28 protein-coding genes are annotated in these 23,907 nt (G+C 71.7%); 16 read left to right on the top strand and 12 right to left on the bottom strand.

The window, feature by feature from the left end:
* Positions 1-119 precede the first annotated feature (119 nt).
* Positions 120-1,136, bottom strand: coding sequence for an alpha/beta hydrolase (locus ACH01S_RS12680; RefSeq protein WP_246236455.1), 1,017 nt, complete (start codon positions 1,134-1,136; stop codon positions 120-122).
* Positions 1,137-1,280: 144 nt separating this feature from the next.
* Here ACH01S_RS12680 and ACH01S_RS12675 point away from each other — a divergent pair, with 144 nt between their 5' ends.
* The 7 genes from ACH01S_RS12675 (at position 1,281) to ACH01S_RS12650 (ending at position 7,698) form a co-directional block, all read left to right on the top strand.
* On the top strand, positions 1,281-2,492 hold the full coding sequence (locus ACH01S_RS12675; protein WP_067889699.1) for an acetoin utilization protein AcuC: 1,212 nt from the start codon (positions 1,281-1,283) through the stop codon (positions 2,490-2,492).
* 7 nt (positions 2,493-2,499) lie between these two features.
* Positions 2,500-3,345, top strand: a complete 846-nt coding sequence (locus ACH01S_RS12670; RefSeq protein ID WP_255220185.1) for a phosphatase — start codon at positions 2,500-2,502, stop codon at positions 3,343-3,345.
* Positions 3,346-3,697: 352 nt separating this feature from the next.
* Positions 3,698-3,901 (top strand): helix-turn-helix domain-containing protein, encoded by a 204-nt coding sequence (locus tag ACH01S_RS12665; RefSeq protein ID WP_021591693.1) that lies wholly within the window; start codon positions 3,698-3,700, stop codon positions 3,899-3,901.
* A gap of 480 nt (positions 3,902-4,381) precedes the next feature.
* Positions 4,382-4,480, top strand: coding sequence for a 30S ribosomal protein bS22 (locus ACH01S_RS42090; protein WP_018654693.1), 99 nt, complete (start codon positions 4,382-4,384; stop codon positions 4,478-4,480).
* Between the two features lie 46 nt (positions 4,481-4,526).
* On the top strand, positions 4,527-5,522 hold the full coding sequence (locus ACH01S_RS12660) for an NAD-dependent epimerase/dehydratase family protein (protein ID WP_067889863.1): 996 nt from the start codon (positions 4,527-4,529) through the stop codon (positions 5,520-5,522).
* A 15-nt stretch (positions 5,523-5,537) separates the two neighbouring features.
* On the top strand, positions 5,538-6,506 hold the full coding sequence (locus ACH01S_RS12655; RefSeq protein WP_148344118.1) for a lysophospholipid acyltransferase family protein: 969 nt from the start codon (positions 5,538-5,540) through the stop codon (positions 6,504-6,506).
* Between the two features lie 28 nt (positions 6,507-6,534).
* Positions 6,535-7,698 (top strand): low temperature requirement protein A, encoded by a 1,164-nt coding sequence (locus ACH01S_RS12650; protein WP_067889695.1) that lies wholly within the window; start codon positions 6,535-6,537, stop codon positions 7,696-7,698.
* A 2-nt stretch (positions 7,699-7,700) separates the two neighbouring features.
* On the opposite strand, the gene ACH01S_RS12645 is transcribed toward ACH01S_RS12650, so the two are convergent.
* Positions 7,701-9,377 (bottom strand): hypothetical protein, encoded by a 1,677-nt coding sequence (locus ACH01S_RS12645; protein ID WP_148344117.1) that lies wholly within the window; start codon positions 9,375-9,377, stop codon positions 7,701-7,703.
* Between the two features lie 505 nt (positions 9,378-9,882).
* Here ACH01S_RS12645 and ACH01S_RS12640 point away from each other — a divergent pair.
* Together ACH01S_RS12640 and ACH01S_RS12635 are read left to right on the top strand one after the other, a co-directional pair.
* Positions 9,883-10,149 carry a hypothetical protein gene (locus ACH01S_RS12640; protein WP_148344116.1) on the top strand — a complete coding sequence of 89 codons (267 nt, stop codon included), beginning with the start codon at positions 9,883-9,885 and terminating at the stop codon, positions 10,147-10,149.
* A gap of 81 nt (positions 10,150-10,230) precedes the next feature.
* Positions 10,231-11,385 carry a serine hydrolase domain-containing protein gene (locus tag ACH01S_RS12635; RefSeq protein WP_083980603.1) on the top strand — a complete coding sequence of 385 codons (1,155 nt, stop codon included), beginning with the start codon at positions 10,231-10,233 and terminating at the stop codon, positions 11,383-11,385.
* A 2-nt stretch (positions 11,386-11,387) separates the two neighbouring features.
* On the opposite strand, the gene ACH01S_RS12630 is transcribed toward ACH01S_RS12635, so the two are convergent.
* Positions 11,388-11,762 (bottom strand): hypothetical protein, encoded by a 375-nt coding sequence (locus ACH01S_RS12630; protein ID WP_067889685.1) that lies wholly within the window; start codon positions 11,760-11,762, stop codon positions 11,388-11,390.
* Positions 11,763-12,256: 494 nt separating this feature from the next.
* Between ACH01S_RS12630 and ACH01S_RS45865 the strand changes: the two genes are divergently transcribed.
* Entirely contained in the window at positions 12,257-12,379 is a 123-nt protein-coding gene (locus ACH01S_RS45865; protein ID WP_255220183.1) for a hypothetical protein, read from the top strand.
* Positions 12,379-12,771, top strand: coding sequence for a hypothetical protein (locus ACH01S_RS12625; RefSeq protein ID WP_067889682.1), 393 nt, complete (start codon positions 12,379-12,381; stop codon positions 12,769-12,771). Before ACH01S_RS45865 ends, ACH01S_RS12625 begins: the two co-directional genes overlap by 1 nt.
* A gap of 50 nt (positions 12,772-12,821) precedes the next feature.
* On the opposite strand, the gene ACH01S_RS12620 is transcribed toward ACH01S_RS12625, so the two are convergent.
* On the bottom strand, positions 12,822-13,097 hold the full coding sequence (locus tag ACH01S_RS12620; RefSeq protein WP_067889679.1) for a hypothetical protein: 276 nt from the start codon (positions 13,095-13,097) through the stop codon (positions 12,822-12,824).
* A gap of 119 nt (positions 13,098-13,216) precedes the next feature.
* On the opposite strand from ACH01S_RS12620, the gene ACH01S_RS43440 reads away from it, so the two are divergent.
* The 3 genes from ACH01S_RS43440 (at position 13,217) to ACH01S_RS12600 (ending at position 15,381) form a co-directional block, all read left to right on the top strand.
* Positions 13,217-14,236, top strand: a complete 1,020-nt coding sequence (locus tag ACH01S_RS43440; RefSeq protein WP_169809252.1) for a phage terminase large subunit — start codon at positions 13,217-13,219, stop codon at positions 14,234-14,236.
* Between the two features lie 78 nt (positions 14,237-14,314).
* Complete coding sequence (locus ACH01S_RS12605; protein WP_067889672.1) at positions 14,315-14,806, top strand: hypothetical protein; 492 nt, start codon at positions 14,315-14,317, stop codon at positions 14,804-14,806.
* A 428-nt stretch (positions 14,807-15,234) separates the two neighbouring features.
* Complete coding sequence (locus tag ACH01S_RS12600; RefSeq protein ID WP_157406281.1) at positions 15,235-15,381, top strand: hypothetical protein; 147 nt, start codon at positions 15,235-15,237, stop codon at positions 15,379-15,381.
* A 626-nt stretch (positions 15,382-16,007) separates the two neighbouring features.
* On the opposite strand, the gene ACH01S_RS45860 is transcribed toward ACH01S_RS12600, so the two are convergent.
* The 7 genes from ACH01S_RS45860 to ACH01S_RS12585 all read right to left on the bottom strand — a co-directional run bounded on the left by ACH01S_RS45860 (position 16,008) and on the right by ACH01S_RS12585 (position 18,874).
* The gene (locus ACH01S_RS45860) at positions 16,008-16,307 is read right to left on the bottom strand and encodes a peptide deformylase (RefSeq protein WP_246236454.1); all 300 of its coding nucleotides are present in this window, start codon (positions 16,305-16,307) and stop codon (positions 16,008-16,010) included.
* Positions 16,308-16,366: 59 nt separating this feature from the next.
* Positions 16,367-16,525: a hypothetical protein gene (locus ACH01S_RS45855; RefSeq protein WP_246236453.1), complete on the bottom strand. Its 159-nt coding sequence runs from the start codon at positions 16,523-16,525 to the stop codon at positions 16,367-16,369.
* Positions 16,526-16,537: 12 nt separating this feature from the next.
* A complete protein-coding gene (locus ACH01S_RS45850) occupies positions 16,538-16,687 on the bottom strand; it encodes a hypothetical protein (protein WP_246236452.1) in 150 nt (49 codons plus the stop codon).
* A gap of 51 nt (positions 16,688-16,738) precedes the next feature.
* A complete protein-coding gene (locus ACH01S_RS45845; protein ID WP_246236451.1) occupies positions 16,739-16,909 on the bottom strand; it encodes a hypothetical protein in 171 nt (56 codons plus the stop codon).
* Positions 16,910-17,035: 126 nt separating this feature from the next.
* Positions 17,036-17,113 carry a helix-turn-helix domain-containing protein gene (locus ACH01S_RS46755; RefSeq protein WP_083980621.1) on the bottom strand — a complete coding sequence of 26 codons (78 nt, stop codon included), beginning with the start codon at positions 17,111-17,113 and terminating at the stop codon, positions 17,036-17,038.
* 412 nt (positions 17,114-17,525) lie between these two features.
* The gene (locus ACH01S_RS12590) at positions 17,526-18,317 is read right to left on the bottom strand and encodes a hypothetical protein (protein WP_067889665.1); all 792 of its coding nucleotides are present in this window, start codon (positions 18,315-18,317) and stop codon (positions 17,526-17,528) included.
* A 101-nt stretch (positions 18,318-18,418) separates the two neighbouring features.
* A complete protein-coding gene (locus tag ACH01S_RS12585) occupies positions 18,419-18,874 on the bottom strand; it encodes a hypothetical protein (protein WP_148344114.1) in 456 nt (151 codons plus the stop codon).
* 99 nt (positions 18,875-18,973) lie between these two features.
* On the opposite strand from ACH01S_RS12585, the gene ACH01S_RS12580 reads away from it, so the two are divergent.
* Together ACH01S_RS12580 and ACH01S_RS12575 are read left to right on the top strand one after the other, a co-directional pair.
* Entirely contained in the window at positions 18,974-19,936 is a 963-nt protein-coding gene (locus tag ACH01S_RS12580) for an ATP-binding cassette domain-containing protein (RefSeq protein WP_067889659.1), read from the top strand.
* Positions 19,933-20,718: an ABC transporter permease gene (locus tag ACH01S_RS12575; protein WP_067889656.1), complete on the top strand. Its 786-nt coding sequence runs from the start codon at positions 19,933-19,935 to the stop codon at positions 20,716-20,718. Before ACH01S_RS12580 ends, ACH01S_RS12575 begins: the two co-directional genes overlap by 4 nt.
* Positions 20,719-20,728: 10 nt before the next feature.
* On the opposite strand, the gene ACH01S_RS12570 is transcribed toward ACH01S_RS12575, so the two are convergent.
* A complete protein-coding gene (locus ACH01S_RS12570) occupies positions 20,729-23,887 on the bottom strand; it encodes an ATP-binding protein (RefSeq protein WP_067889653.1) in 3,159 nt (1,052 codons plus the stop codon).
* Positions 23,888-23,907: the final 20 nt, after the last annotated feature.

Genomic DNA, 23,907 nt, shown 5'->3' with positions numbered 1-23,907 from the left:
GCCTCGCCGGGGAGGGCGTCGCGGCCCTGGCCGCGCTCGCCGGGTTCGCCCTCGCGGGACGGCCGGGACGGGACCGCGCGGACGTCGCCGAACGCGAGCCCGCGGGCCGGGTCTGACCGTCAGGCGGCCTCCCGCCGGACGGAGGCCGCGGTGACCGTCCGGACGAACCCCGCCGCCGCCCGCATCGCCGCGGCCGCCTCCGGCAGGACGCGGTTCAGGATCTGGAAGACGTGCATCTGGCCGTCCCAGACCTGGAGGTCGCAGTCGGTCCCGGCGTGCCGGAGGGCGGCGGCGAACGCCTCCGCCTCCGGGCGCAGGACCTCGTCGCCGCCGACCTGGATGAGGACGGGCGGCACGTCCGTCCAGGCGCAGGTCAGCAGGGCGATGCGCGGGTCCTCGAACCCGGCCGGGCCGACCACCAGGCGGGCGACGCGGTGCGCCGTGGCCGCGCTGATGTAGGGGTCGCGGGCGAGCCGCTGCGCCCGCAGGGACAGCTCGCAGGTCAGGTCGACCCACGGCGAGAACAGCACGAGCCCGGCCGGGGCGGGCAGCCCGAGCCGGACGATCTCGCCGGTCAGCGCGGCGGCGAGGTGCCCGCCCGCCGAGTCGCCCGCGAGCACGATCCCGGCCGCCGGGACGCCCCGCGCGAGCAGCCACCGGTAGGCGGCGACGGCGTCGTCCAGCGGCGCGGGGAACGGGTGCTCGGGCGCCAGCCGGTAGCGCGGGACGAGCACCGGCAGCCCCGTGTCCAGCGCGAGCCGCGCCGTGATCGGACGGTGCGTGCGCGGCGAGAAGGCCACGTAGCCGCCGCCGTGCAGGTAGAGGACCGCCCCGACGGCCGGGCCCGCGTCGCGGGCGACGACCCACTCCCCGGTCACCGGACGTCCGCCGCACTCCAACTGCGGATCGCTCAGGCGCAGCACGCGCACCCGCGCGGGGTGCCTGACCAGCAGCGACGCGGCGGCGACCGTCGACCGCGCGGCGCGCACGCCGCCCGCGCCGCCCGGCAGCCGGTGGACGAACGGCCGGACGCCCAGCCGGAGCACACCCCCGATCGCGCGGCTGCGCACGCTCGGCCCGCTGACCGGGCCCGGCTCGATCAACGCGGACGGCTCGCTCGATGCGGACGGCTCCATCGGCAACCCCATATGTCGTTAACGTCGTGCCAGAGATATGCCCAAATCCAGAACGTGTTCCACATCACGGGACCGCGGCGCTCGCAAGCCGCGGCGCCCATGCGGGTGGGCCAGGTCACAGGACGGCCGCGATACCGTGAGGGCATGAGTCACGCGTCCGACCCGGAGTCCCGTCCGGAGAGCTGCGGGCTGGAGGTCTTCTGGGACGACCGGCTCATCGCCTACGACTTCGGCGCCGGGCATCCGATGAACCCGGTGCGCGTCGAGCTCACGATGGCGCTGGCCCGGGAGCTGGGCGTGCTCGACCGTCCGAACGTGCGGGTCTCGGGGTTCGAGGCGGCGGGCGACAAGCTGCTGCGGCTCGTCCATGAGGAGCCCTACATCGCGGCCGTCAAGCACGCGGGCGCGACCGGCGAGCCCGACCCGCGGCACGGGCTCGGCACCCCCGACAACCCCGTGTTCCCCGGCATGCACGAGGCGTCCGCGCTGGTCGCGGGCGCGTCGACGGCCGCCGCCGAGGCGGTCTGGACGGGCCGCGCCGAGCACGCCGCCAACGTGTCCGGCGGCCTGCACCACGCGCTCAGCGGCGGCGCCAGCGGGTTCTGCGTCTACAACGACCCGGCCATCGCGATCGCGTGGCTGCTGGAGAACGGCGCCGAACGCGTCGCGTACGTGGACATCGACGTCCACCACGGCGACGGCGTCCAAGCCGCGTTCTACGACGACCCCCGCGTCCTGACGATCAGCCTCCACGAGTCTCCCCGCACCCTGTTCCCGGGCACCGGTTTCCCGGACGAGACGGGCGCGGAAGGCACTTCGGTCAACATCTCGCTCCCGCCGGGCACGGGCGACCGGCCGTGGCTGCGGGCGTTCGACGCGATCGTCCCGCCGCTGCTGCGCCGGTTCCGGCCGGACGTCCTGCTCACCCAGCACGGCGCGGACGGCCACGCCCTCGACCCGCTCGCCCACCTCACCCTCAGCGTGGACGGCCAGCGCACCGCCTACGCCCTCCTGCACGCGCTCGCGCACGAGACCGCGAACGGCCGCTGGGTCGTCACGGGCGGCGGCGGGTACGAGCTGGTCCAGGTCGTCCCCAGGGTGTGGACGCACCTGCTCGCCGAGGCGGCGGGCGGGCCCGTCCCGCCCGCGACCGAGACGCCGGGCGGGTGGCGCGAGTTCGTTCAGCGGCGCACCGGCGAGGTGGCCCCGCGCCGCATGACCGACGGCACCGACGTGGTCGCCTTCACGAGGTGGGGCGGCGGCTACGACCCGTCGAGCCCCGTCGACCAGGCGATCCTCGCGACCCGCCGCGCGGTGTTCCCCGAGCACGGCCTAGACCCGATGACGGACGAGTGAGACCCCCGTGACCGAGCCCCCCACCCGGGACGAACTGCGCGCCCACCTCGTCCGCACGATGATCGCGGGCGACGTGGCGACGCCGCGCCAGAACAACCTGCTGCACTACCGGCGGATGGCCGACGGCCACCCCTACTACCAGTTCGGCCTGGAACTGAAGCCGTCGTGGACGGAGCGGACCGTCCTGGAGATGATGGTCGAGCGCTGCGGCGTCGACCCCGACCCCGCGCACCTCTACGGCGACGACACCATCGACCCCGACATCACGATCGACACGCTGGAGGCGATGGGCGACCGCATCGGCCTCGCCGCCCGCCGCCGGGAGAGCGTCGTCCTCGCGACCGGCCACCCCGCGACGCTGTCGCCGCTGTACCAGGACGTCGCGCGGGCGCTCGCCGCCGCGGGCTGCCGCCTGCTGACCCCGGCCGCCGGCTGGACGTACGAGATCGAAACCGGCTACGGCGGCACCGACCTGCGCCGCGTCGTCTACGCCGAGCCGGGCGTCGCGATGCTGGAGGACACGCACGGCCGGACGCACCATACGCACGACCCGCAGCCGATGGAGGCCATGCTCCGCGCGCTGAGCGATAGCGCTTCCACGGGATCTTCGGAAGCTAAACCTGATTTTTGGCCGGATCTGGCCATCGCCGATCACGGCTGGGCCGGAGCGGCCGGTCAGGCGGGCATCGACACCGTCGGGTTCGCTGACTGTAACGATCCCGCGCTGTTCGCGGGGGCCGCCGAGGGCAAGATCGACGTCGCCGTCCCGCTCGACGACGGCGTGGCTCCGCACCACTACGCGCCGCTGACCGCGTACATCCTCGCTCGCGCGGGCCTGCGCCAGGACGGCTGAGCAGGGCCGCCGCGCGTGCGGCGGGACGGCTCGGCGGCCCGTTCCTGTCACTCCGTGTGACAGTACGCGGGTTACGGGACGCATGGGATCGCGCGGTGCTGCCGGTGACACCGGAACCGCAGGTCAGCGCGGGGTATCGGTTGACAACCGTTCGTCGGACCACACATTGTGCCGTCAGGTCCACCCTCCGTGTGGATTCAGGACTGTGTCCTTCGGGTCAGGTCCGGATACGGAAATGTGCGGAACTCCCCTCTTGCGACAGCCGATACGCGATTTACGCTGGAGAAGTACACGTGCGTGATCAAAGTCACCCGAAGGGCCGGTGCGCGGCACGTGTGGAAGAGGGCGTCCGATGACCTCAGGCGAGCGACCTCTGAGCGAGGTCAGGTTCCTGACCGTCGCCGAAGTGGCGGCGGTGATGCGGGTGTCCAAGATGACCGTCTACCGTCTCGTCCACTCGGGCGAGCTTCCCGCGATCCGCGTGGGACGTTCGTTCCGGGTTCCCGAGCAGGCCGTACACGACTACCTGCGCGACGCGTACATCGAAGCCGGATAACGGGTAGGGGCGGGGCATGAGCCAGGGCCCCGCCGCGAACTCCATACCCGGCCGCGCAGGGGGCGTCGGGACGATCCCCGTGATCGTCTCGAAGCTGGGGAACAGGGACGAGGACCGCGACGACGGTCCGGACACCGGGCGGGCGAGGCGCGCCCCCCGAAAGGGGCGGGGGGCCTCGGCCCGCGCGGAACGGTGCCCGGCACCGCGCGACACGCGGTGCCGGCGCCCGTACATGGCCGCCGGTACGCGTCGGTCCGTACGCGTCCGCCTGAACGGGGACGCGCGCGGTGGATTCGGGCACGCGAGGCGCGCGACGGGACCGAAACGCGTGATCGGGGCAAGGCGTGCGATGGGGCCGAGGCGTGCACTCGTCCGGCACAGCGGTACCCTTGGGCGGCGGACCGTGTGCGCGTATCGAGTGAAGCTCGCCTGCGGCACGCCCGCCTCCTGCACATCACCCGATACGCCGAGCGAGGTCCCGTGGGCTCTGTCATCAAGAAGCGTCGCAAGAGGATGGCCAAGAAGAAGCACCGCAAGCTTCTGAAGAAGACGCGCATCCAGCGCCGGAACAAGAAGTAACCACGCCGGCCATTCGCTCAGGGGGGTGGGGCGCACGATGACCTCCATGCCCGCCGCCGCGGCCCGTGTCGCCCTCGTCACGGGCGTCTCCCGTTTCCTGGGGGCGCGGGTCGCGAACACCCTCCAGGCGGACCCGGGGATCGAGCGCGTCATTGGCGTCGACACCGTCCCGCCGGACGCGCCGCTAGGCCGCACCGAGTTCGTCCGCGTCGACATCCGCACCCCCGGCATCGCGAAGATCATCGAGTCCGCCGGGGTGGACACGGTGGTGCACCTCAACCTCGTCACGTCCTCGTCCGCGTCGCGGGCGAAGGCGAAGGAGCTCAACGTCATCGGGACGATGCAGCTCCTCGCCGCGTGCCAGCGCTCGCCCGACATGCGCAAGCTGGTCGTGCGCTCCTCGGCCGCCGTGTACGGGTCGTCCCCGATGGACCCTGCCGTCTTCGGCGAGTGGGACGAGCCCGTCGAGCCGCCGAAGTCCGGGTACGCGAAGGACGCGGTCGAGGTGGAGGGCTACGTCCGCGGGCTGACGCGGCGCCGCTCCGACCTCACGGTGTCCGTGCTGCGGTTCGCGAACTTCCTCGGCCCCGGCGTCGACTCGCCGCTGACCCGCTACCTGCACCTGCCGGTCGTGCCGACCGTGCTCGGCTTCGACCCGCGGCTCCAGTTCGTCCACGCGGACGACGGCGTCGAGGTGCTGCGCCGGATGACCGTCGAAGACCATCCCGGCTGCTTCAACGTCGCTGGCGAGGGCGTCCTGCTGCTGTCGCAGGCGCTGCGCCGCGCGGGGCGGCCGTACCTGCCGGTCCCGGCACCGTCCCTGTCGGTGCTCGGCGACATGGGACGGCGCTTCGCGGGCCTGACCGGCTTCTCGCCAGAGCTGCTGCGCTGGCTGACCTACGGCCGCGTCATCGACGTCGCGGCGCTGGAGGACGAGCTGTCCTGGCGTCCGAAGTACAGCTCCGAGGCCGCGTTCGCCGACTTCGCCGCGGCCCAGGGGTTCGGCCACGGCCCGCTGACCACGCTGCTCGGACGCGGCTGACGGAAGGCGACGACGATGATGAACGCCCGCCACGAGCACGACCCGGACGGTCCGGAGGACGCGGAGGCGGGTGCGCGGGTCATCCGGCTGGCCTCCGTCCGCGACGGCGACGGTGGTGGGCAGGACGACACGTCCGACCCGGCGGCCGGGCGAGGGTCGTTGGAACGCGGCATCGCGTCCGGCCTGGCCTTCCTGCGCCGCCGGCTGTCCGGCGAGTACAGCGTGGACGAGTTCGGCTTCGACCCCGAGTTCAACTCGACCGTCCTGCTGCCGCTCGCCCGCGCCCTCTACGAGCACTGGTTCCGCGTCGACCTCGACGGGGTGGACAACGTCCCGGACGGCGGCGCGCTCCTCGTCGCGAACCACTCCGGCACCATCCCGATCGACGCGCTGATGCTGTCGGTCGCGCTGCACGACCACGCCGACCGGCAGGTCCGGCTGCTGGGCGCCGACCTCGTCTACCAGATCCCGCTGCTCGGGCACCTGGCCCGCAAGGCGGGGCACACGCTCGCGTGCCGGGCCGACGCCGCGCGCCTGCTCGCCAAGGGCGAGCTGGTCGGCGTGTTCCCGGAGGGCTTCAAGGGCGTCGGCAAGCCGTTCGCCGAGCGGTACCGGCTCCAGCGGTTCGGGCGCGGCGGGTTCGTCGGCACCGCGCTGCGCGCGGGCGTCCCGATCGTGCCGTGCGCGATCGTCGGCGCGGAGGAGATCTACCCGAAGATCGCCGACCTGCCCCCGCTGGCCCGCCTGCTCGGGCTCCCGTACTTCCCGATCACGCCGACGTTCCCGCTGCTCGGACCGGCCGGGCTGGTGCCGCTGCCGTCCAAGTGGCTGATCAAGTTCGGCGAGCCGATGACGCTGGACGAGTACGACGCCGACACCGCCGACGACCCGATGACGCTCTTCGACATCACCGACCACGTCCGGGAGAACGTCCAGCACCTGCTGGACGAGGCGCTCCTGCGCCGCGGCCCCGCCTTCCTCTGAGCGTGCGCCGCGTCCGTAGGGTGAACGCATGCAGCCGTTCCGCAGCCGGATGGTCGCGCGCGACCTCGACGAGCCCCACCGCGTCTCCAGCCCCCTGGAACTGCTCTTCGACCTGACGTTCGTCGCCGCCGTCTCGCAGGTGGCCGGACGCCTCGCGCACGCCGTCGAGGAGGGGCACGCCGCGGACGGGGTGCAGCCGTTCCTCATGGTGTTCTTCGCGATCTGGTGGGCGTGGATGAACTTCACGTGGTTCGCGTCCGCCTACGAGACCGACGACGTCCTGTACAGGGTCATGACGTTCGTGCAGATGGCGGGCGTGCTGCTCCTCGCGGCCGGGGTGCCGGACGCGTTCGGCGGCGACTTCGCCATGGTCACGATCGGCTACCTCGTGATGCGCGTCGGCCTGGTCGGCATGTGGCTGCGCGCGGCGATCGAGCATCCGGACGGCCGCCGCACCGCGCTGCGCTACGCGGTCGGCGTGTCGATCGTCCAGGTGTTCTGGGTGTCCCGGCTGGCGCTGCCCGGCGACGGCCCGACGTGGCTGTTCTTCGTGCTGGCGCTGATGGACGTGTCCGTCCCGCTGATCGCGGAGCGGCCCGGCATGACGACCTGGCACCCGCACCACATCGCCGAGCGGTACGGCCTGTTCACGATCATCCTGCTGGGGGAGAGCGTGCTGGCCGCGACGAACGCCGTCCAGGACGCGGTCGAGCACGGCCTGAGCGGCGAACTCGTCACCATCGCGTTGTCGGGCCTCGCCATCCTGTTCACGCTCTGGTGGATCTACTTCTCCGAGCCCGCGGGCGAACTGCTCGCCGAGCACCGCGACTGGTCGTTCGTCTGGGGCTACGGCCATTACGTCGTCTTCGCCGCGCTGGCCGCGCTCGGCGCGGGCCTGGAGGTCGCGGTCGTGTCGGCGGGGCCGCAGGGCGAGGCGGGCGAGCGGACCGTGGTCGCGGCGGTCGCGACGCCGCTCGCCGTGGTGCTCGTGATGCTCGCCGTCCTGCACGCGCCGCTGGGGCGGCGGGCGGTCCGTCCCGAACTGATCGCCGGGACGGCCGTCCTCGCCCTGCTCACGACCTTCGCGGCGCCCACCGTGGGGGTGGTGGGAAGCCTGGTCGTGATCGCGCTCCTGCTCGTCCTCCTGCTGGCCGCGATCCTGGCCCGCGGCCCCTCGTCCGTCCCGGCGTGACGTCAGCCCGCCTGGACGGGGACGCTCCTGGACGAGCGCACGCGGTTGTTGAACGGGTCGATCGCCCGCACGGAATAGGTGTGCGTGCTGCCCGGCGCCAGACCGGTGTCGGTGAAGGTGTGGGTCTTCAAATCCCAGAAGACGGACGTTGATTCCAGGGTGTCGATGACGGTGTTGTCGTCGCGGATCAGTTCGTAGACGAGCTTCTGGTTGTCGCGGTCCCAGGTCTCCGTCCAGGTGACGGTGAGCTGACCGGTCGTCCCGTCGGGCTTGACGGCGACGGGTTTGCGGATGAGCTCGGCCGGGTCGGCGTCGCGGGTGACGGCGAGGGAGCCGAACCGGGTCAGCCCCTGCTGCGGCGCCCCGTTGACGGTGGTGAAGTCGCCGCCGACCCACAGGTAGCGGCCGTCGTTGTCCAGCGCGCGCGGGCCCTGGCTCTCGGTGGTCGGGCCGCCGTTGGTGTTGGGGAACCAGTACAGGATCGGCGGGGTGTCGTACTCCGCCGCCGGGTGGGTCGGCTCGGCGAGGAGCCGCTGGTAGGGCAGGCCGGGCGTGAGTTCGGGGAACCCGTTCGGCTGGGTGGCGCAGTTGTGGGCGTGCGAGCCGCTGTAGAGGAGTCCGTCGAGGACGGTGACGGCCTGCGTCGCGCCCTGGCAGTTGTCGATCCAGCGGGTCGTGCCGTCGTCGGGGTTGAGGGCGAGCCGTCCGTCGAAGGTGCTCTCGCCGTTCGCCGACGCGTAGATCGCATCGCCGTCCGTGACCAGGTCGGTCACCCAGGAGCGGCGCGTGTCGGAGATGTAGTCGACGCCCGTCGCCCACGGGACGCTCGCCCCGGTGGAGGCGAGGACGGCCCCGAGCCCGTGCGGCGGATTCCCGTTGATCCGGTTGAAGTCGCCGCCGATGACGACGCGGCTGCCGTCCGGCGAGAGGATCATGGCGTGCACGCCGCGGTCGGCGGTGGGCGCCCACGCGGTCAGCGCGCCGCCCGCGGCGGCGAAGGCGGCGAGGCGCTGGCGGGGCGTGCCGTCCACGCTGGTGAAGAAGCCGCCCGCGTAGACGGTCGCCGAGCTGACGGTGAGGGCCTGCACCCGGCTGTTGACCTCGTGCTGGAAGCCGTTCAGCGCGCCGCTCGGCAGGTCGAAAGAGGCGATCTTCCCGCGCCGCAGGCCGTCGATCTTGGTGAAGTCGCCGCCGACGTAGAGCCGGGAGCCGTCCGGCGCGGGCCTGAGCTCCCAGACCGCGTCGCAGAGCCAGCGGCCGCCGCCGAGGTCGTCGCAGTCGTGCTGCGGGGTCGTGCTGGTGAACGGGGTGCCCTCGACGTTCGGCGCCCACGGCAGCGGCTCGCCGGTCGCGACGTCGAAGGCGGCGAGGTTGTGCCGCGCCTGCTCCCGCGCGTCGCCGGGCGCGGCCCCGGGCGGGCGGATGTGGTCGAAGTTCCCGCCGACGTAGGCGGTGCCGCCGACGACGGCGATCGACCAGACCACGCCGTCGGTCTGCCAGGTCGGCAGCGGGTCGGCGGTGATGGTCGCGGGCTGTCCGGGCGGCGGCGCGGTGTCGGCCGCCGCCGGGGCGGCGGGGAGCAGGGCCCCGGCGAGCGCGGCGGCCAGGACGGCCGCGCCGGGACGGAGGTGTCGGTGTCGTTTCGGTGCGATTCGGCGTGCCGGGCGCATCAAGTCCATCCAGGAAATGTCGCGATCCAGGTCGCCATGATCATCACATTTGACCGCGCCCGCGACAACGTCGAACCTGACCGATTCCGTCATTTTGGGCTCGCATATTTGTTCGAAGCCTAGGCATTTAAATTGCGGGCGCGCGGACGCCTTTCCCGGTCGATTGGTTGCCATGGTGTCCGGCAACGGACTTGATCTTGCCGGTGGCCTGCGGTTCCGCGTTCCGGACGCGCCCGGCGACCGTTCCAGGTCTTGATCATCCGCAATGCCGGACGCATCGTCGTGGACGTCCGAGGTCGGCGTGCGCCCTGACCCCGCGGGGCGCACCGCCGGCGTCCGCTCCCGGCCGTCGAGGCCGCCCGCTGGCGTGGAGGAACTGGTGACGGGGACCGGCAGACGGCAACCGCTGCGCATGGGACGCCCGCTCCGCTCCGTCGAAGCCGGTACCGGCCGCCAAGGCGGCGTGACGTTGAGATCGGCTGAAAGCCCGCCAGCGCCATGATGGACGACCACAATGTGCCCTTCCGGATTCCGGATGCTGCGCCTCATGCCGGGCTACCGGCCGAAGGTGCGGACGCGCCTCGACCTTTCCGTGCTCACCGGAATAAAAGGGCTTGAGACGATCACGTTGGCGTACACGGGGGATATCGTCTCGCTCCGGCCGCTCCGTGAACTCCCGGCCCTGCGGGAAGTGCGCATCCGCGCCGACATTTTGGACGGCGACCTGTCTCCGCTCGACGACCTGCCCGCCGACGCGGTCGTGGCCCGCCCGGACGAGTGAGCGGCGTCCCCGGCGCGAGGGGCGCGCGATTCACCTGCTGGAGGGACGACGTCCGCGGATCGTCTCCGTAGCGTTCCGGGGATGAGGCGGAGCCATTATGTGTGGGGAATCGGAATGGTCGCCGTTCTGCTCGCGGTGGCGGGGGCGTTCAGCGGGTCCGGCGAGCACAAGAAGGCGGCGCTTCAGGCGCACGAACGTCCGGCTGAACCCGTGGACGCGTCCATTCAGGAATTTCTGCGGACGAAGATCCCGACCGGCCCTGGCGGGACGGTCGCCGCCGCCCATGACGGCAGGCTCGTGCACTGCCGGGGCTTCGGCTTCGCGGACCGCGAGCGGCGAATCCCGGCGCGGTGCGACACCGTCTACGACATCATGTCGATGACCAAGCAGTTCACCGCCGCCGCCATCATGAAACTGGAGACGCAGGGCATGTTGCGGGTCACCGACCCGATCTCCGAATACCTCGGGCCCGTCCCCGCCGACAAGCGGGGAATCACGCTGCACCACCTGCTGACACATACGTCCGGGCTGGACGACGAGCAGGGCGGCGACGACTACGAGCCGATCTCCCGCGACGGAATGCTGAAGGTGGCGCTGCGGTCGAAGCTCCAGTCGGCGCCGGGCGCGGAATTCCATTATTCCAACCTGGGATACAGCGTCCTGGCGGCGATCGTGGAGAAGGTCTCGGGCGTCGGCTACGAGCGCTATCTGTTTGCCAACCTGTTCGCGCCCGCCGGGATGACGCAGACCGGCTACGTCCTGCCGCACTGGAAGCGCGACGACATCGCGGTCGAGTACGACGAGCGCGGGCGTTCACAGGGGCGTCCGAACGAGCACCCGTGGGCCTCTGACGGGCCCCATTGGTATCTGCGTGGCAATGGCGGCGTGCTGTCGACACCGCGCGACATGTTCCGCTGGCATCGCGCCCTGGAAGGCACCGCAGTGCTTTCGGACGACGCCAAACGCAGGATGTTCAAGCCGCATGTCTACGTCGGAGAACGCGACGGCCTCAAGGCGTATTACGGCTACGGCTGGGGCGTCGTCCACGCCGGTGCCCGGTGGCTCGTCGAGCACGACGGCGGGAACGACTGGTCGTTCGGCGAGTTCGCCCGGTTCCCCGACCAGCGCACCATGGTGTTCTGGATCAGCAACCAGGCGTACGGCGAAGGCCGGTGGAACCTGGACGAGCAGAACGCCGAATTGACGTTCGGAATCGAGTCCCGCGCCCGCGACTGACCTCAGAAGGTCGACGGGAAAAGCCGATGCTTGAGAGCGCGGTCGATCTGCGCCGCGGCGGCCTGGGCGTCCCCGCAGGAGCACAGGTAGCCGTGCCGTCCCCAGGTGGCTTCGTGGTAAGCCCACCCGCCGCCGGGGACGGCGAGGACGTTGACGACCATTCCGATGTCCTTCGTCGCTCTCGCGTAGACCCACAGCAAGGGGACGGGCACCGGGAATTCGTCCCGCCGGTAGAACCGCATGAACCGCCAGCCGCGCGGCGCGAGCTCGTCGGCGAGGTCCTCCAGGTATTGCGTCGCCGTCTCGCCGAGCACCGTCGCGAACCAGTGCCGTAGCGCGTGCATGCCGTCCTCGCGAGACTCCGCGTACGCCAGCACGCCCCGCGCGTTCTTCGTGAGCGGTGAGATGACTCCGGCTCGCGCGAGCGCAGGCTTCCAGGCGAGCGCGTTGTAAGTGGACGTCTGAAGGTTCTGCCCCTCCGCGCTCGACTGCCGTCCGCGGTGCCGCCGGGTTCGGTGCCCTCCGGCAGCGGGGGGACGAGCAGTTCGCCGCGCCACACGAACAGCAGGTCGAGCGTGACCGGCTCATCGGCGAGGGTCGCGTCCTCGTTCATCCACGGCAACGTGGCGGTCACCGGTGAGTGCGCCTCCATGTGCGCCTGGACGGTCCGCGCGACGCCGGGGAACAGCTGCGCCGTTTGCGTCCTCCCGCCCTTCGGCAGCTTGAGGACGTTTTGCTTTCCGACGCGGACGAGCCGTGCACGCGTCCTGGGCGAAGACGAAGGACCGCGCGGCCCGGACCAAGCCCGGCACCGACGCCTCCCCCGCACGGCTCTCCTACTGGGTGAAGAGAGTCGACCCCGGACGGTGAGATGGACGAGGCGACCCGCGCGACGGCCGCGGAGAACGCGCGCACCGCCCACTACGCCTGCATGGCCTACCTGTCCGTGAAGGCCCGAAGGTGCAAGTCCGGCCAGAGCGACGGGGGAGAGTAATGACCAAGCCCCGCCACCGGACGCAGTTCCCGCCCGCCGCGCTGGAGTACCGCCGCCTGGTCGAGCAGGCCCCGCCGCTCAGCCCGGAGCAGCAGGCGATCATCCGCGCGGCCTTCGTCAAGCCGCGGCTAGGGCCCGTTCGCGACGGCGCGGACGTGAAGGACGGCGGAATGCAACCGCCGCTGCCCCGGCGCCAGCCCGCGCCGGGACGGCACACTGGAGATCAGCAGGAGGCCGCCATGGACGATCGGCCGACCGAGCCGGACGGCGCGCGGGGACGCGGTGCTCAGGAGCGGCGCGCCCGGCTACTCGGCCTGGACGCGGCGCAGAAGGTTGATGTGGGCGCCAAGCTGCAAGACGAGGTCCTCGGAGTGTCGGCGGAGGACCTGTGAGGCCCGGCCAGGAACTCTCTCCCCGGCCGGGCCTCATGGTTGGATCAATGTCAGTCGTGCTCGCCCTGGCTGATCTCCACGACGTAGCCGGGGCCGTAAACCCATTCGATGCGACCCTCTACTGGCGGATTCCCGAGTTCGGCCACCTTCGCGCTCGTCTCGGCCGTCAAGATCAAATTCTTGGCGAACAGTTCCAATCGCTGTTCGCTGATCGTGCCGCGGCCGGTCAGATCAAAGTTCAGGGTGACCTGGAGTCGACGCCGAGTGACCTTGCGTCCGTTGTGCTCGGTCTCAAAGCCCAGGTTGTGGATCTTCAGTCTTTCCATTGCAAAACTTCCAATCTTCTTGAGATCTTGGGATCTATTCTAAAGGTCCGGTTCTCCAGTACAGATGGTTTCCTCTGGCAGCGGAACTTGCCTGCGGCGGTGCTTGGGCGTGGTACGCCGTGAGCGGGACGACGGTCGTCCGGTACGAGCCGCGCGGCGCTGCGCGCGAGCTGTTCGCCGCCCGCGAAGACGAGGTGCTGCTCGACGGCCCGGCCGAGACGGGCAAGTCCCTCGCCGCGCTGTACCGGCTCCACCTCGCCGCGCTGAAGCACCCCGGCATCAAGTCGCTGATCGTGCGGAAGATGGCGGTCTCGCTCAGCTCGACGACACTGCGGACGTTCGACGAGAAGGTCGCAGCCGCCGCGCTGGCCAAGGGCGTCGTGCGCTGGTACGGCGGGAGCCAGCGCGAGCCCGCCTCGTACAAGTACCGCAACGGGTCGCGGATCGTGGTCGGCGGGATGGACCAGCCGACGAAGATCATGTCGTCGGAGTACGACCTCGCCTTCTGCGATGAGGCGACAGACCTGACCGTCGACGACCTCGAAGCGATCACCACGCGGCTCCGTAACGGTGTGCTGCCCTGGCAGCAGGTCATCGCCGCGTGCAACCCCCGCCTACCGGACGCACTGGCTGAACCAGCGCACGGCGTCCGGCGCGATGTGGCGGCTCGTCTCCCGGCACGTCGACAACCCCCGGTACATGAACGCCGACGGCACCCGACCGTCGAGGGCGCCGCCTACCTCGCCAAGCTCGGCGCGCTCACCGGCGTGCGCCGCCTCCGCCTCCGCGACTTGAATCTGGGCGGCCGCCGAAGGGATCATCTACGACGGGATCGACGACGCCGTCCACCTCGTCGACCGGTTCCCCATCCCCGACGACTAGACCCCGGTGGTGGACGGTCGACTTCGGGTTCGTGCACCCGTTCGTTCTGCAGTGCTGGGCGCAGGACGGTGACAGCCGCCTGTACCTGTACCGGGAGATCTTCCACACCGGCCGCCTCGTCGAGGACCACGCTCGGCAGATCCTCACCCTCGTCACGGAGCCCGTCCCCGGCGTCGAGCAGGTCGAGGGCGAGGAGTTGCGCGATGCCGTCGCGCACGGCCGCCGCCGCTGGACCGAGCCGCGGCCCCGCGCGGTGATCTGCGACCATCGACGCCGAAGGCCGCGCGACGCTCGACAAGCACCTCGGGATCTCCACCGTCCCGGCGAACAAGCGGGTGTCCGAGGGCATCCAGGCGTTCCAGGCGCGGCTCAGGATCCCCGGCGACGGCCGCCCCCGCCTGGTGATCCTGCGCGACTCGGTGGTCGAGCGCGACCCCGCCCTCGTCGAGGCGGCCAAGCCCGCCTGCACGGTCGAGGAGATCGGCGGCTACGTGTGGGCCGTCAAGCCCGGCGGCGCGGTCAAGGAGGAGCTCGTCAAGGAGCAGGACGACGGGATGGACGCCGCCCGGTACATGGTCGCCAAGGCCGACCTGGGCGCCCGCCCCGCGTCCGCTGGCCGTAGACGCTGCACCTGCGTATCAACGTGTCTTGAGCCTGCCCATGCTGTGACATTGAGACAGCAAGTGTCGCGATGTATCATCCGTGGCGTGGCGATGTTCAGCACTCTGACCGGCGCGCACCGCGCGCAGCGTGCCGTCGCCAAACCCAAGCGGCAGCGCACCCCTGTTGGCGCACCTCGGCCGCTTCGCTGCGCGGCCCCCACGTAGGCGGGCCTGCGCACCTTCTCCCTCTCCGTCGCCGGGTTCGGCACCCTCACCGCCGCCGCGTGGCTGGTCGCGCTCCCCTCGGCCTGGCCGCCGCCGGCCTCTCGCTGCTGCTCCTCGAATACCTGACGAGCAGGCCATGAGGTCCCTGGACGGCGCTCGCGCCGCAAGGCCGCGTAGCCGCAGCCACTTCTTGGCCAGCGGCCCGAACAACTCGCGACCGGCCTACGGGTCGATGTAATGCCGCGCTCGACAAGCGACCGGGAGCTCTTCGCCCGCGGCTACGCCCAGTGGATCGTTGGACGGGCTGATGGCCGACTATCCGTGATGGTGGGAGGATGCGGATTTCAGCCCGTCGCCGAGGAGTTGACGAGGCTGTTCCAGGGCCTGGGGCTATGGAGGCAACCATCAGCGAGACTCCCCTTGGGCGAATGGTGCGCCTGGTCGCGGAACTGGGCGCGGAGCGGGCCGCCGAGATCCTCTCCGAGGAGCTCAATGCGAGGTTTGCCGCCCTTCCGCTGGCCGACGAGACCCGGATGATGGGCACCGACGGCGACGGTCCCTGTATCGAGGACTGACCCCGCTTCACCCGCAACGTGAGGAAGAAGCGCGTCCGTCCTCGCCTAATGGGGCGGGCGTCAATGCCTCATGGGGAAGACTTCCGGTTTCTGAGGCCCTCCTCGCACGCCTTCACAAACTCGGCTTGGCCGGCGGGGAACTCCGCACCCTCTATAGAAGCGCCGTATCCGGCAGCTCCGGCGCAATTTTCGTTGCCCACGCCGCCTTCCCCTTGGGAGGCGTACTCTCTGACCTCCTTGTAGGTCAAGGTCTCCCCTGTCGACGGGTCTCTTATCACGATCATGTCGTCTTTGGACGACCCACAGGCCGTGAGGGCAAGCAGCAGGCACAGGGTGCACAGCAGGAGGATGCCGAGCGCCGATGACCGGGGCAGGGGTCCGGCAGGTGGGTTCATGATGATCCTGTCGTCCGAAGCCTTTGGCGGGGGCGCGACGTGTGTGGGACGCCCGAGGGGTGCGAGCTGTTCACCGGCGACACGAACTTCCCCAGTCCAGGAACGTTCATGGCCACGAACGCGCAGATGCCGAACGCGAGCGAGCAGGCGGCCGGCGGCGGCCGGGCCCGCCCGTGCAGTGCGGCCGCCACGGCGTCGCGCTCGGCGTCACCGGTCCGGCGGCCGGGAGGCTCAGGGGTAGGTCCACGGCTTTCCAGTGTTGCGGTATTCCTCTACGGGGATGGGGGTTGTGCCGTCGGGCATGCGGTCGGTGTAGAGGCGTCCGTACAGATGGTCGATCTCGTGGGCGGCCAAGCGGGCGAGGCCGGTGTCGAGCGCGATGATCACCTGTCGGCCGTCCAGCCGGGTGTGTTCGATCTCCAGCCGCAGCGGGCGTGGGACCAGGCCGCGTACGCCGAAGAAGCTCAGGCAGCCCTCGTACTGCACGTCGGTCTCGGACGACGAGCTGACGACGCGGGGGTTGAGCAGCACGAGCGGTTCGTCGTCGGGGTCAGGAGGCTGGACGAGGGCGGCGGCGGATCCTGGGTGGCCTAGGAGAACACCACCCGCTCGCCGTCGACCGCGCGGGCGATCGGGGTTCGCAGCGGGACCGCCTCGGCGGTGGTGGACGTTTCAGTGCCCCACACCACCGGATTCAGTTCGGCGGGGAAGACCAGGTCGACCGATAACCGCCGAGTGGGCAGCCGCACGGCCCGCTGGAATCAGGGACCCCAGCGGTCGTGATCGACCTGGTAGCCGTACTCCAGAACCGTGTGCTGTCCGGGATAGAGCGGGAAGCGGCCGCGATCGTTCTCCAGGCAGAGCCAGGCTTCCTTGAACGAGTCCCTGTCCTGCTTGGACGTCCAGTTCATGGGCTCGCCGTCGCAGGTCGCGTCCAGCGCGAGCTCGCCCCAGGTCAGCGGTCACGCCCGGTAGAGGGCATTGGACCGCTCGGGCTGGCCCGGATAGCGGTCGACGCTGATGCGCATCAGGTAGCGGGTGACCGGCTCGGCGCCGCCGTTGAACAGCCTGCGGCGCTGGACGGGCCGGTACATCCGCCCGTCGTGGTGCAGCCGCGCGTGATCCTCCTCCACGACCAGTCCGTCGACTTGGCCGGTGCCGGGACCACGGGCGGCGGCCCCCTCGTCCCGCCACGCCTGCCACAGCGCGCCGCCCGCGCTCAGGACGCCCTCGGCCTTGCGGGCGAAATCCTCACTGGCCTAGTGCCGTCCGGCCTCGACATGGCTGACGTAGGACGGGTCGTAGCCCATCGCGGCGGCCAGCTTCTTCTTGGACATCCCGCGATGTTCGCGCCACCGGGTCAGCGCCGTGCCGAAGGAGGGCGGCGCCCCGGCGGGCTTGCCTTCCGCAGGAGGGACGGGACGACTCGGTGGTCCCGCTCCCCGCGGGGCACGCGCTGGAGGTACCGATGACAGTCACCACCGAATGGGCGAGCGGAATCGCCCTCGAACCACGCGACCTGGTGGACCGCGCCCTGTTCGGGTTGCGGGCCTTCGCCCAAAATCCGGTGCCCGGCTGGCCATGTCCGAGACGGCCGACCCCGAATGGCACGCCTTCCCGTGCGTGGTGAAGGCACGGCGCGCCTGATCGCGCGGCAGGCTCTCCTCTCGTGAATCGTGTCGAGCAGGAGAGTCTGCCGCTCGGCATCGCGCTGGGGTTCGGCTTGGGGGTTGAGGTTGCCGGGGTGGGTTAGTCCATTTCGAATTGGTCTACTACGTAGTTGACCACGTCCTTGCCGTACTTGGTGTTCAGTGTGGCGAGGTGGGTGTCGTAGTGCTTCTTGATGGGGGGCAGTTTTTCGTTGTCGTCGCCCAGGACGTCCTCGCGCGTGCGGATCAGGACGTTGTATTCGAGGCTGGTGGTCTCCATGTCGGGGGCGGGCGTCTTGCGCTTGCTCGCTGAGGTGCTCCCGCTGCTCGGGCGCATTCGTGCGGCCACCAGGCTGGAGACCAGGCTGAGCATGGCCAGTACCTGGTTGGCGCGCAACGCGGGCGACTGGTGCTGCGTTGTCGCGGAGAAGTCTCCGTCCTTGACCTGCTTGGTCAGCGCGGCGGTTTCCGATTGGTGGAGGCCGAGCTCCTTGAGGGCCATGTGGAACCGGTAGAAGGGCAGGACGTGCAGTTCGAATTCGTGGAGACCGGCGGCGATGAGCCTCGCGCTCGACGTGCCGATCTCCGCCGAGTTGAGCCAGACCTCGACCTGCGCCGATTCGAGGGCGCCCGCCCATTCGGCGAGGCTGCCGACGTCGGGCGTCTGGGCGATTAACGCGAACGGCTCCGTGGTCGACTTCTTTCCGTAGAGCCCGGCGAAGGTCCAGCCCTGCACGTTGGCGAGGGTGGTCACGGGCGGCAGGGCGGAGTAGGTGAAGCTGACGGTGAAGGCCGTGGCCTCGTCGATGGCGCGCACCGTGTCGGGCGCGGTGCTGTGGGCTTTGATCGCGTCGAGGACGGGCTGGGTGGTGGTGTCGGCCTGGAACACCATGGCGGCGTCTCCCCGTGTGGTCGCGTGGCGAACGTGCGGCGCGTCCATCGTCTGGTCTGCCGGTGCCGGTGGCATCCCCCATCCGCCGTAGCCGGGCGGCGCTAGTCCTGGCAGTCGTACTTGTTCACCGCGTCGAAGGCCGGTCTGTTCTTCTTGCCGTAGAGCGGGGCGACGACGTCGCGGATCAGCGCGCCCTCCTTCAGGTGGCCCGACGACTCCTTGACCGCTTTCAGGACGGTGCGGAAGTGGGCGGCGATGTCCGGTGGGGCGGTCGACTCCATTTCTTCGCCCCAGGTGAGGATCAGGGCGGCCTTTCTGCGGAGTTCCTTCAAGTCCAGCCGTTGGCCTTCCATTGCCCGTCCCGCGTCGGCGGTGTAGGCGACCAGGCCGACCTGGAACGTGGACAGGTCGAGGCAGAACGCCGATGCCGGGGAGCTGGAGGGTGACGGTTTCGGCGCGGTGGCGCGCGGGACGGCCGGGGAGTCGTCCGAGTCCGAGCAACCCGCCATCAGCAGTGTCGTGAGCAGGGCTGCGGCCACGGTGCGGGGGACGGTCATGGGCGGGAGGGTAGGGAGCGGGGCGCGGGAGGGGTCCCGAAGGCGGCCTGAAACCGGGGTGAAAGCGGGGTGAAGGCGCGCTCCCGCAGGGTTCAGGGCATGGACACGGAACCACGGCAGACGGCCATTTTCGCGAAAGGGCTGCGGAAGGCGTTCAAGGACAAGGTCGTCCTTGACGGAATCGACCTCGACGTTCCGCGCGGCACGATTTTCGCGCTCCTCGGGCCCAATGGCGCTGGAAAGACGACGACGGTGCGGATTCTGTCGACGTTGCTCCGCGCGGACGGCGGGGAGGCGCGGATCGCCGGGCGCGATCTCGTCAAGGACGCCGACGGGGTGCGGCGGGCGATCGGGGTGACCGGGCAGTACTCGGCGGTCGACGGGCTGCTCACCGGGCGCGAGAACCTGATCATGATGGCGGACCTGCACCACCTCGGGAAGGAGCCCGCCCGCCGGGTCGCCGACGACCTGCTGGAGCGGTTCGACCTCGTGGACGCCGCCCGCAGGCAGGTCAGCACCTACTCCGGCGGCATGCGGCGGCGGCTCGACCTCGCGATGACGCTGGTCGGCGACCCCCGGATCATCTTCCTCGACGAGCCCACCACCGGCCTCGACCCGCGCAGCCGCAGGACCATGTGGGAGATCATCCAGGGCCTCGCCCGGGGCGGCGTGACGATCTTCCTGACCACGCAGTACCTGGAGGAGGCGGACCGGCTCGCCGACCGGATCGCCGTCCTGGACGGCGGCCGCCTCGTCGCGGAGGGCACGTCGGAGGAGCTGAAGCGGCTCGTCCCGGGCGGGCACGTCCGGCTGCGGTTCGCGGACCTCGCGGCGCTCGACGCGGCGGCCCGGACGCTCGGCGTCGTCACCCGGCACGACGACGCGCTCGCGCTGCAGGTGCCGAGCGACGGCGGCGTCCGGTCGCTGCGGGCCCTGCTCGGACGGCTGGAGGACGCGGCCGTCGAGGTGGAGGAGATGTCCGTGCACACCCCCGACCTGGACGACGTCTTCCTCGCCCTGACCGGACGTCCCGACAAGAACGAGAAGGTGACCTCGAAATGACCGCGTTCACGCAGGCGACCGCCGACTCCGCCACGATGCTGCGCCGCAACCTGCGGCACGCGCTGCGCTACCCGTCCCTGACCATCGCGGGGATGATGATGCCGATCCTGATCCTGCTGCTGTTCGTCGGCGTGTTCGGCAACGCGCTCGGCGACGGCGTCGGCGGCGGCGCGAAGGGCGACTACATCTCCTACGTCGCGCCGGGGATCATCCTGATGGCGATCGCGTCCGGGTGCCTGTCGACGTCCATCGCCATCTGCACGGACATGACCGAGGGGATCGTCGACCGGTTCCGCACGATGGCGATCGCGCGGTCGTCGCTGCTGACCGGCCACGTCGTCGGCAGCATGATCCAGACGGTGGTGAGCACGGCCGGGGTCATCGCGGTCGCCGTCGCGATGGGCTACCGGACGCACGCGTCCCTGCTCGACTGGCTCGCCGCGGCCGGCCTGCTGGTGCTGCTCATGTTCGCGCTGACCTGGGTCGCCGTCACGCTCGGCCTGCTCGCGAAGAACCCGGAGGGCGCGAGCAACTCCCCGCTGATCATCCAGTTCCTGCCGTTCGTCGGAAGCGCGATCGTCCCGCCGGAGTCGATGCCCGCCGGGGTTCGGTGGTTCGCCGAGTACCAGCCGTTCACGCCGATCAACGAGGCGCTGCGCGGGTTCCTCGCGGGCCACCCGAACGGGCACGACACGGTGGTCTCGCTCGTGTGGTGCGCCGGTCTCGCCGTGGTCGGCTACGCGTGCTCGAAAGTCCTGTTCGACCGGAAGGCGCCCCGCTGAACGGGCCCCGCTAGGTGAGGAGTCTTCGGACGGCGTCCCGCAACTCCGCGCGGCCCAGCCCCGCGTACTCCGACACCGCGTCGGCGTACGCGGGGCCGTCGGCGTCCTCGGCGACGGCGCGGGCCGCCGCCGGGGACATCGTCGGCTGGAACACCCGGACGAAGTGCAGCCGCTCCGCCAGCGCCACCGCCCGCGCGGCGCGGGTCCGGACGCGCGGCGGGGCCTCGGACGTCCAGCCCGCGCGGGCGAGGTCGGCGAGCGCGAGCGCCAGCAGCAGGCCGCCGCAGATCGGCAGGTCCATGAACGACGCGGGCATCGGGGCCTGCGGCTCGGCGAGCAGCCCGGCGAGCATCGCGGGCAGCCCGGCCGCGACGTCCTCGACGAGGTCGAGCCGCCCGTGCCTGGCGTGGGCGACGACGGTGACGCTGTGCGCCTCCAGCGTCCACGGGTCGGCGACGGGCGGCGCGACGGGGTTCTCCTCCTCGGCCAGCCGCTCGACGGCCTCCCGCCACAGCCGCAGCCCGGTCTCGGCGTCGCCGCGCGCGAAGGCGACCTCGGCGCGGGCGCCGAGGTTGAACGTGGCCGTGCCGAACGTCTCGTCCGGGCCGGACACGAGCGACCGGTCGAGCCAGCGCTCCGCCTCGTCCACCTCGCCGAGGTGGAGGTGGACGGCGCCGAGCGCCCAGAGCAGCCCGAACATGTCCCGCCAGCCGTACCGCTTCAGCAGGTCGAGCGACACGAGCAGGTAGTGCGCCGCCCGTTCGCCCTGGTCGAGCTGCATCAGCAGCTCGCCGAGCCGCGAGTTGGCGACCAGCAGCAGGAGCGGGTTCTGCGACGTCTCCGCCGCCGCGAGCATCGCCTCGGTCACCGCGACCGCGCCCGCCACGTCGCCGTTGCGCTCCCGGACGTACCCGGCGACGCAGTTCGCCAGCCCGGCGAGGAGCGGGTCGTCGCTCGCGCACAGGCCGTCCAGGACGGCCGTCTCGCCGTCCGCGAGGATCTCCGGCGCCGAGGCGGCGAGGACCGCCACCGCGCTCGGCAGCCCGCCGGGCGCGGGCGGCGGCAGCCTGCGCAGCGCGACGAGCGCCCGCGTCACCGACGGGCCCTTCAGCAGGAACGTGGTGAGGACGTTCAGCGCCAGCGCCGCCCGGGTGGCCTCGACGTCGGCCGGGCCGGGGCGGAAGCGGCTCAGCGTCCCGGCCGTGTCGTACGCCAGGACGATCATCCGGCCGTAGGCGGACTCCAGCGTCCACATCCCGGCGAGCGTCGCCGTCACCGCCGCGACGGACGCCGCGTCGTCGCGGTCGAGCGCGTCGCGGAGCGCCTGGAGGAGGTTGTCCTGCTCGGCCCGGACGCGCCGCATCGGGGCGATCGGCTCCAACCCGAACAGTGCCTCGTGGTGCGCCGCGCCGAATTCGCGCGCCCAGGCGAGGAACCCGCCGACGGCCCGTTCCGTCTCGCCCTCCGCGTCGCGGTGGGCGGCGCTGAACTCCCGGACGGTCTCCAGCATGCGGAACCGCGTCCCCGCCTCGCCCTCCACCGTCTCCAGCAGCGACTGGCCGACGAGGTCGTCGAGGATCTCCAGGGTGTCGCCGCCGAGGAGGTGGCGGGCGGCGTCCGCCGTGAAACCGCCGGGGAAGACCGACAGCGCGCGCATGGCGGCGCGTCCGGACGGCCCGAGCAGGTTCCAGCTCCACTCGACCACGGCGCGCATGGTGCGGTGCCTGGACGGCGCGTCCCGCGCGTTCCCGCGCAGGAGGGCGAACCGGTCGTCCAGGCCGCGCGCGATCTCCGCCACCGACATGACCCGGACGCGCGCCGCCGCCAGCTCGATCGCGAGCGGCAGCCCGTCCAGGCGGCGGACCAGCTCGGTCACCGCGTCCGCCGGGACGTCGGCGGCCGGACGCGCCGCGTGCGCGCGCTGCCGGAACAGCTCGGCGGACGTCGCGAGGTCCAGCGCGGGCAGCGGGTACACCGACTCCGACGACAGGCCGAGCGGCGCCCGGCTCGTCGTCAGCACCCGCAGGTCGCGGGTCATCGACACGAGCGCGCCGACGAGGTCGGCGGCGCCGTCGACGACGTGCTCGCAGTTGTCCAGGACGAGCAGCACCGGCCCCGGCCCGAGCGCCTCCACGATCCCGCCCGCGCGGTCGGCCGGTCCGGCGAGCCGCCCGCGCGCGGCCTGGGGCGGGCCGCCGACGCCGAGCGCGGACGCGACCTCCGCCGACACGTCCCCGTCCCGCGACACCCCGGCCAGCGGGACGACGTGCACGGCGCGGTGCGGGGCGTCCCGCGCGACGGCGTTCGCCAGCCGCGTCTTGCCGAGCCCGCCGGGGCCGACGACCGACGTCACCCGCGACGTCCGCAGCAGGCCGAGCACGGCGGCGACGTCGCCGTCCCGGCCGAGCAGCGGGTTGGGCTCGTGCGCCACCCCGCGCCGGACCGCCGGGGCCTCGGCCCGCAGCAGTTCCTGCTGGACGCCCCGCAACGCGGCGCCCGGATCGGTGCCGAGCTCGTCGCGCAGGGCGCGCCGGTAGTCCTCGAAGCGGGCGAGCGCGGCGGACGGGCCCGCCGTCGCCGCCTCGCAGCGCAGCAGCTCGGCGAGGACCTCCTCGTCCCTCGGGTACTCGCGGGCCGCCTCGACGAGCGCCTCGAAGCCCTCCGCGCGCCGGTCGAGCCGGGCGAGGGCGAGCGCGCGGGAGCGGGCCAGCGTCCAGTAGGTGGAGGCCCGGTCGGCGCGCAGCGCGGACAGCGGATCGTCCGCCTCGCCCGGTTCAGGGGGACCGTCCCAGAGCGCGAGGCCGTTCTCGGCGTGCGCGAGCGCGGCCTTGTGGTCGCCGTCGCGGGACGCGCGGGCGCTCGCGGACGCGGCGAGCAGCACGGCCGACGCGTCCACCGCCGCCTCGGGCAGGCCGAGCCGGTAGCCCGCCGGGGTGCTCGCGACGACGTCCGCGCCGAGCTGCGAGCGGGCCCGCGACACGACGACCTGGAGCGCCTTCGCCGGGTTCTCCGGACGCTCGTCCGGCCACAGGCCCGCGACCAGCCGCGCCACGGACACCCCCGCGCGCGGCTCGGCGGCCAGCAGGGCGAGCAGCTCGCGCAGCCGGGGACTCGTGACGTCCCGGCCGCGGCAGGCGACCCCGGACAAAAGCGTCAGCTCGACGGTCACGGGCCCAGGCTAGACGGCCC

It is taken from the genome of Actinomadura chibensis NBRC 106107 (assembly GCF_001552135.1).
GTDB lineage: Bacteria > Actinomycetota > Actinomycetes > Streptosporangiales > Streptosporangiaceae > Spirillospora > Spirillospora chibensis.
This window is presented reverse-complemented; position numbering and strand designations above follow the sequence as displayed.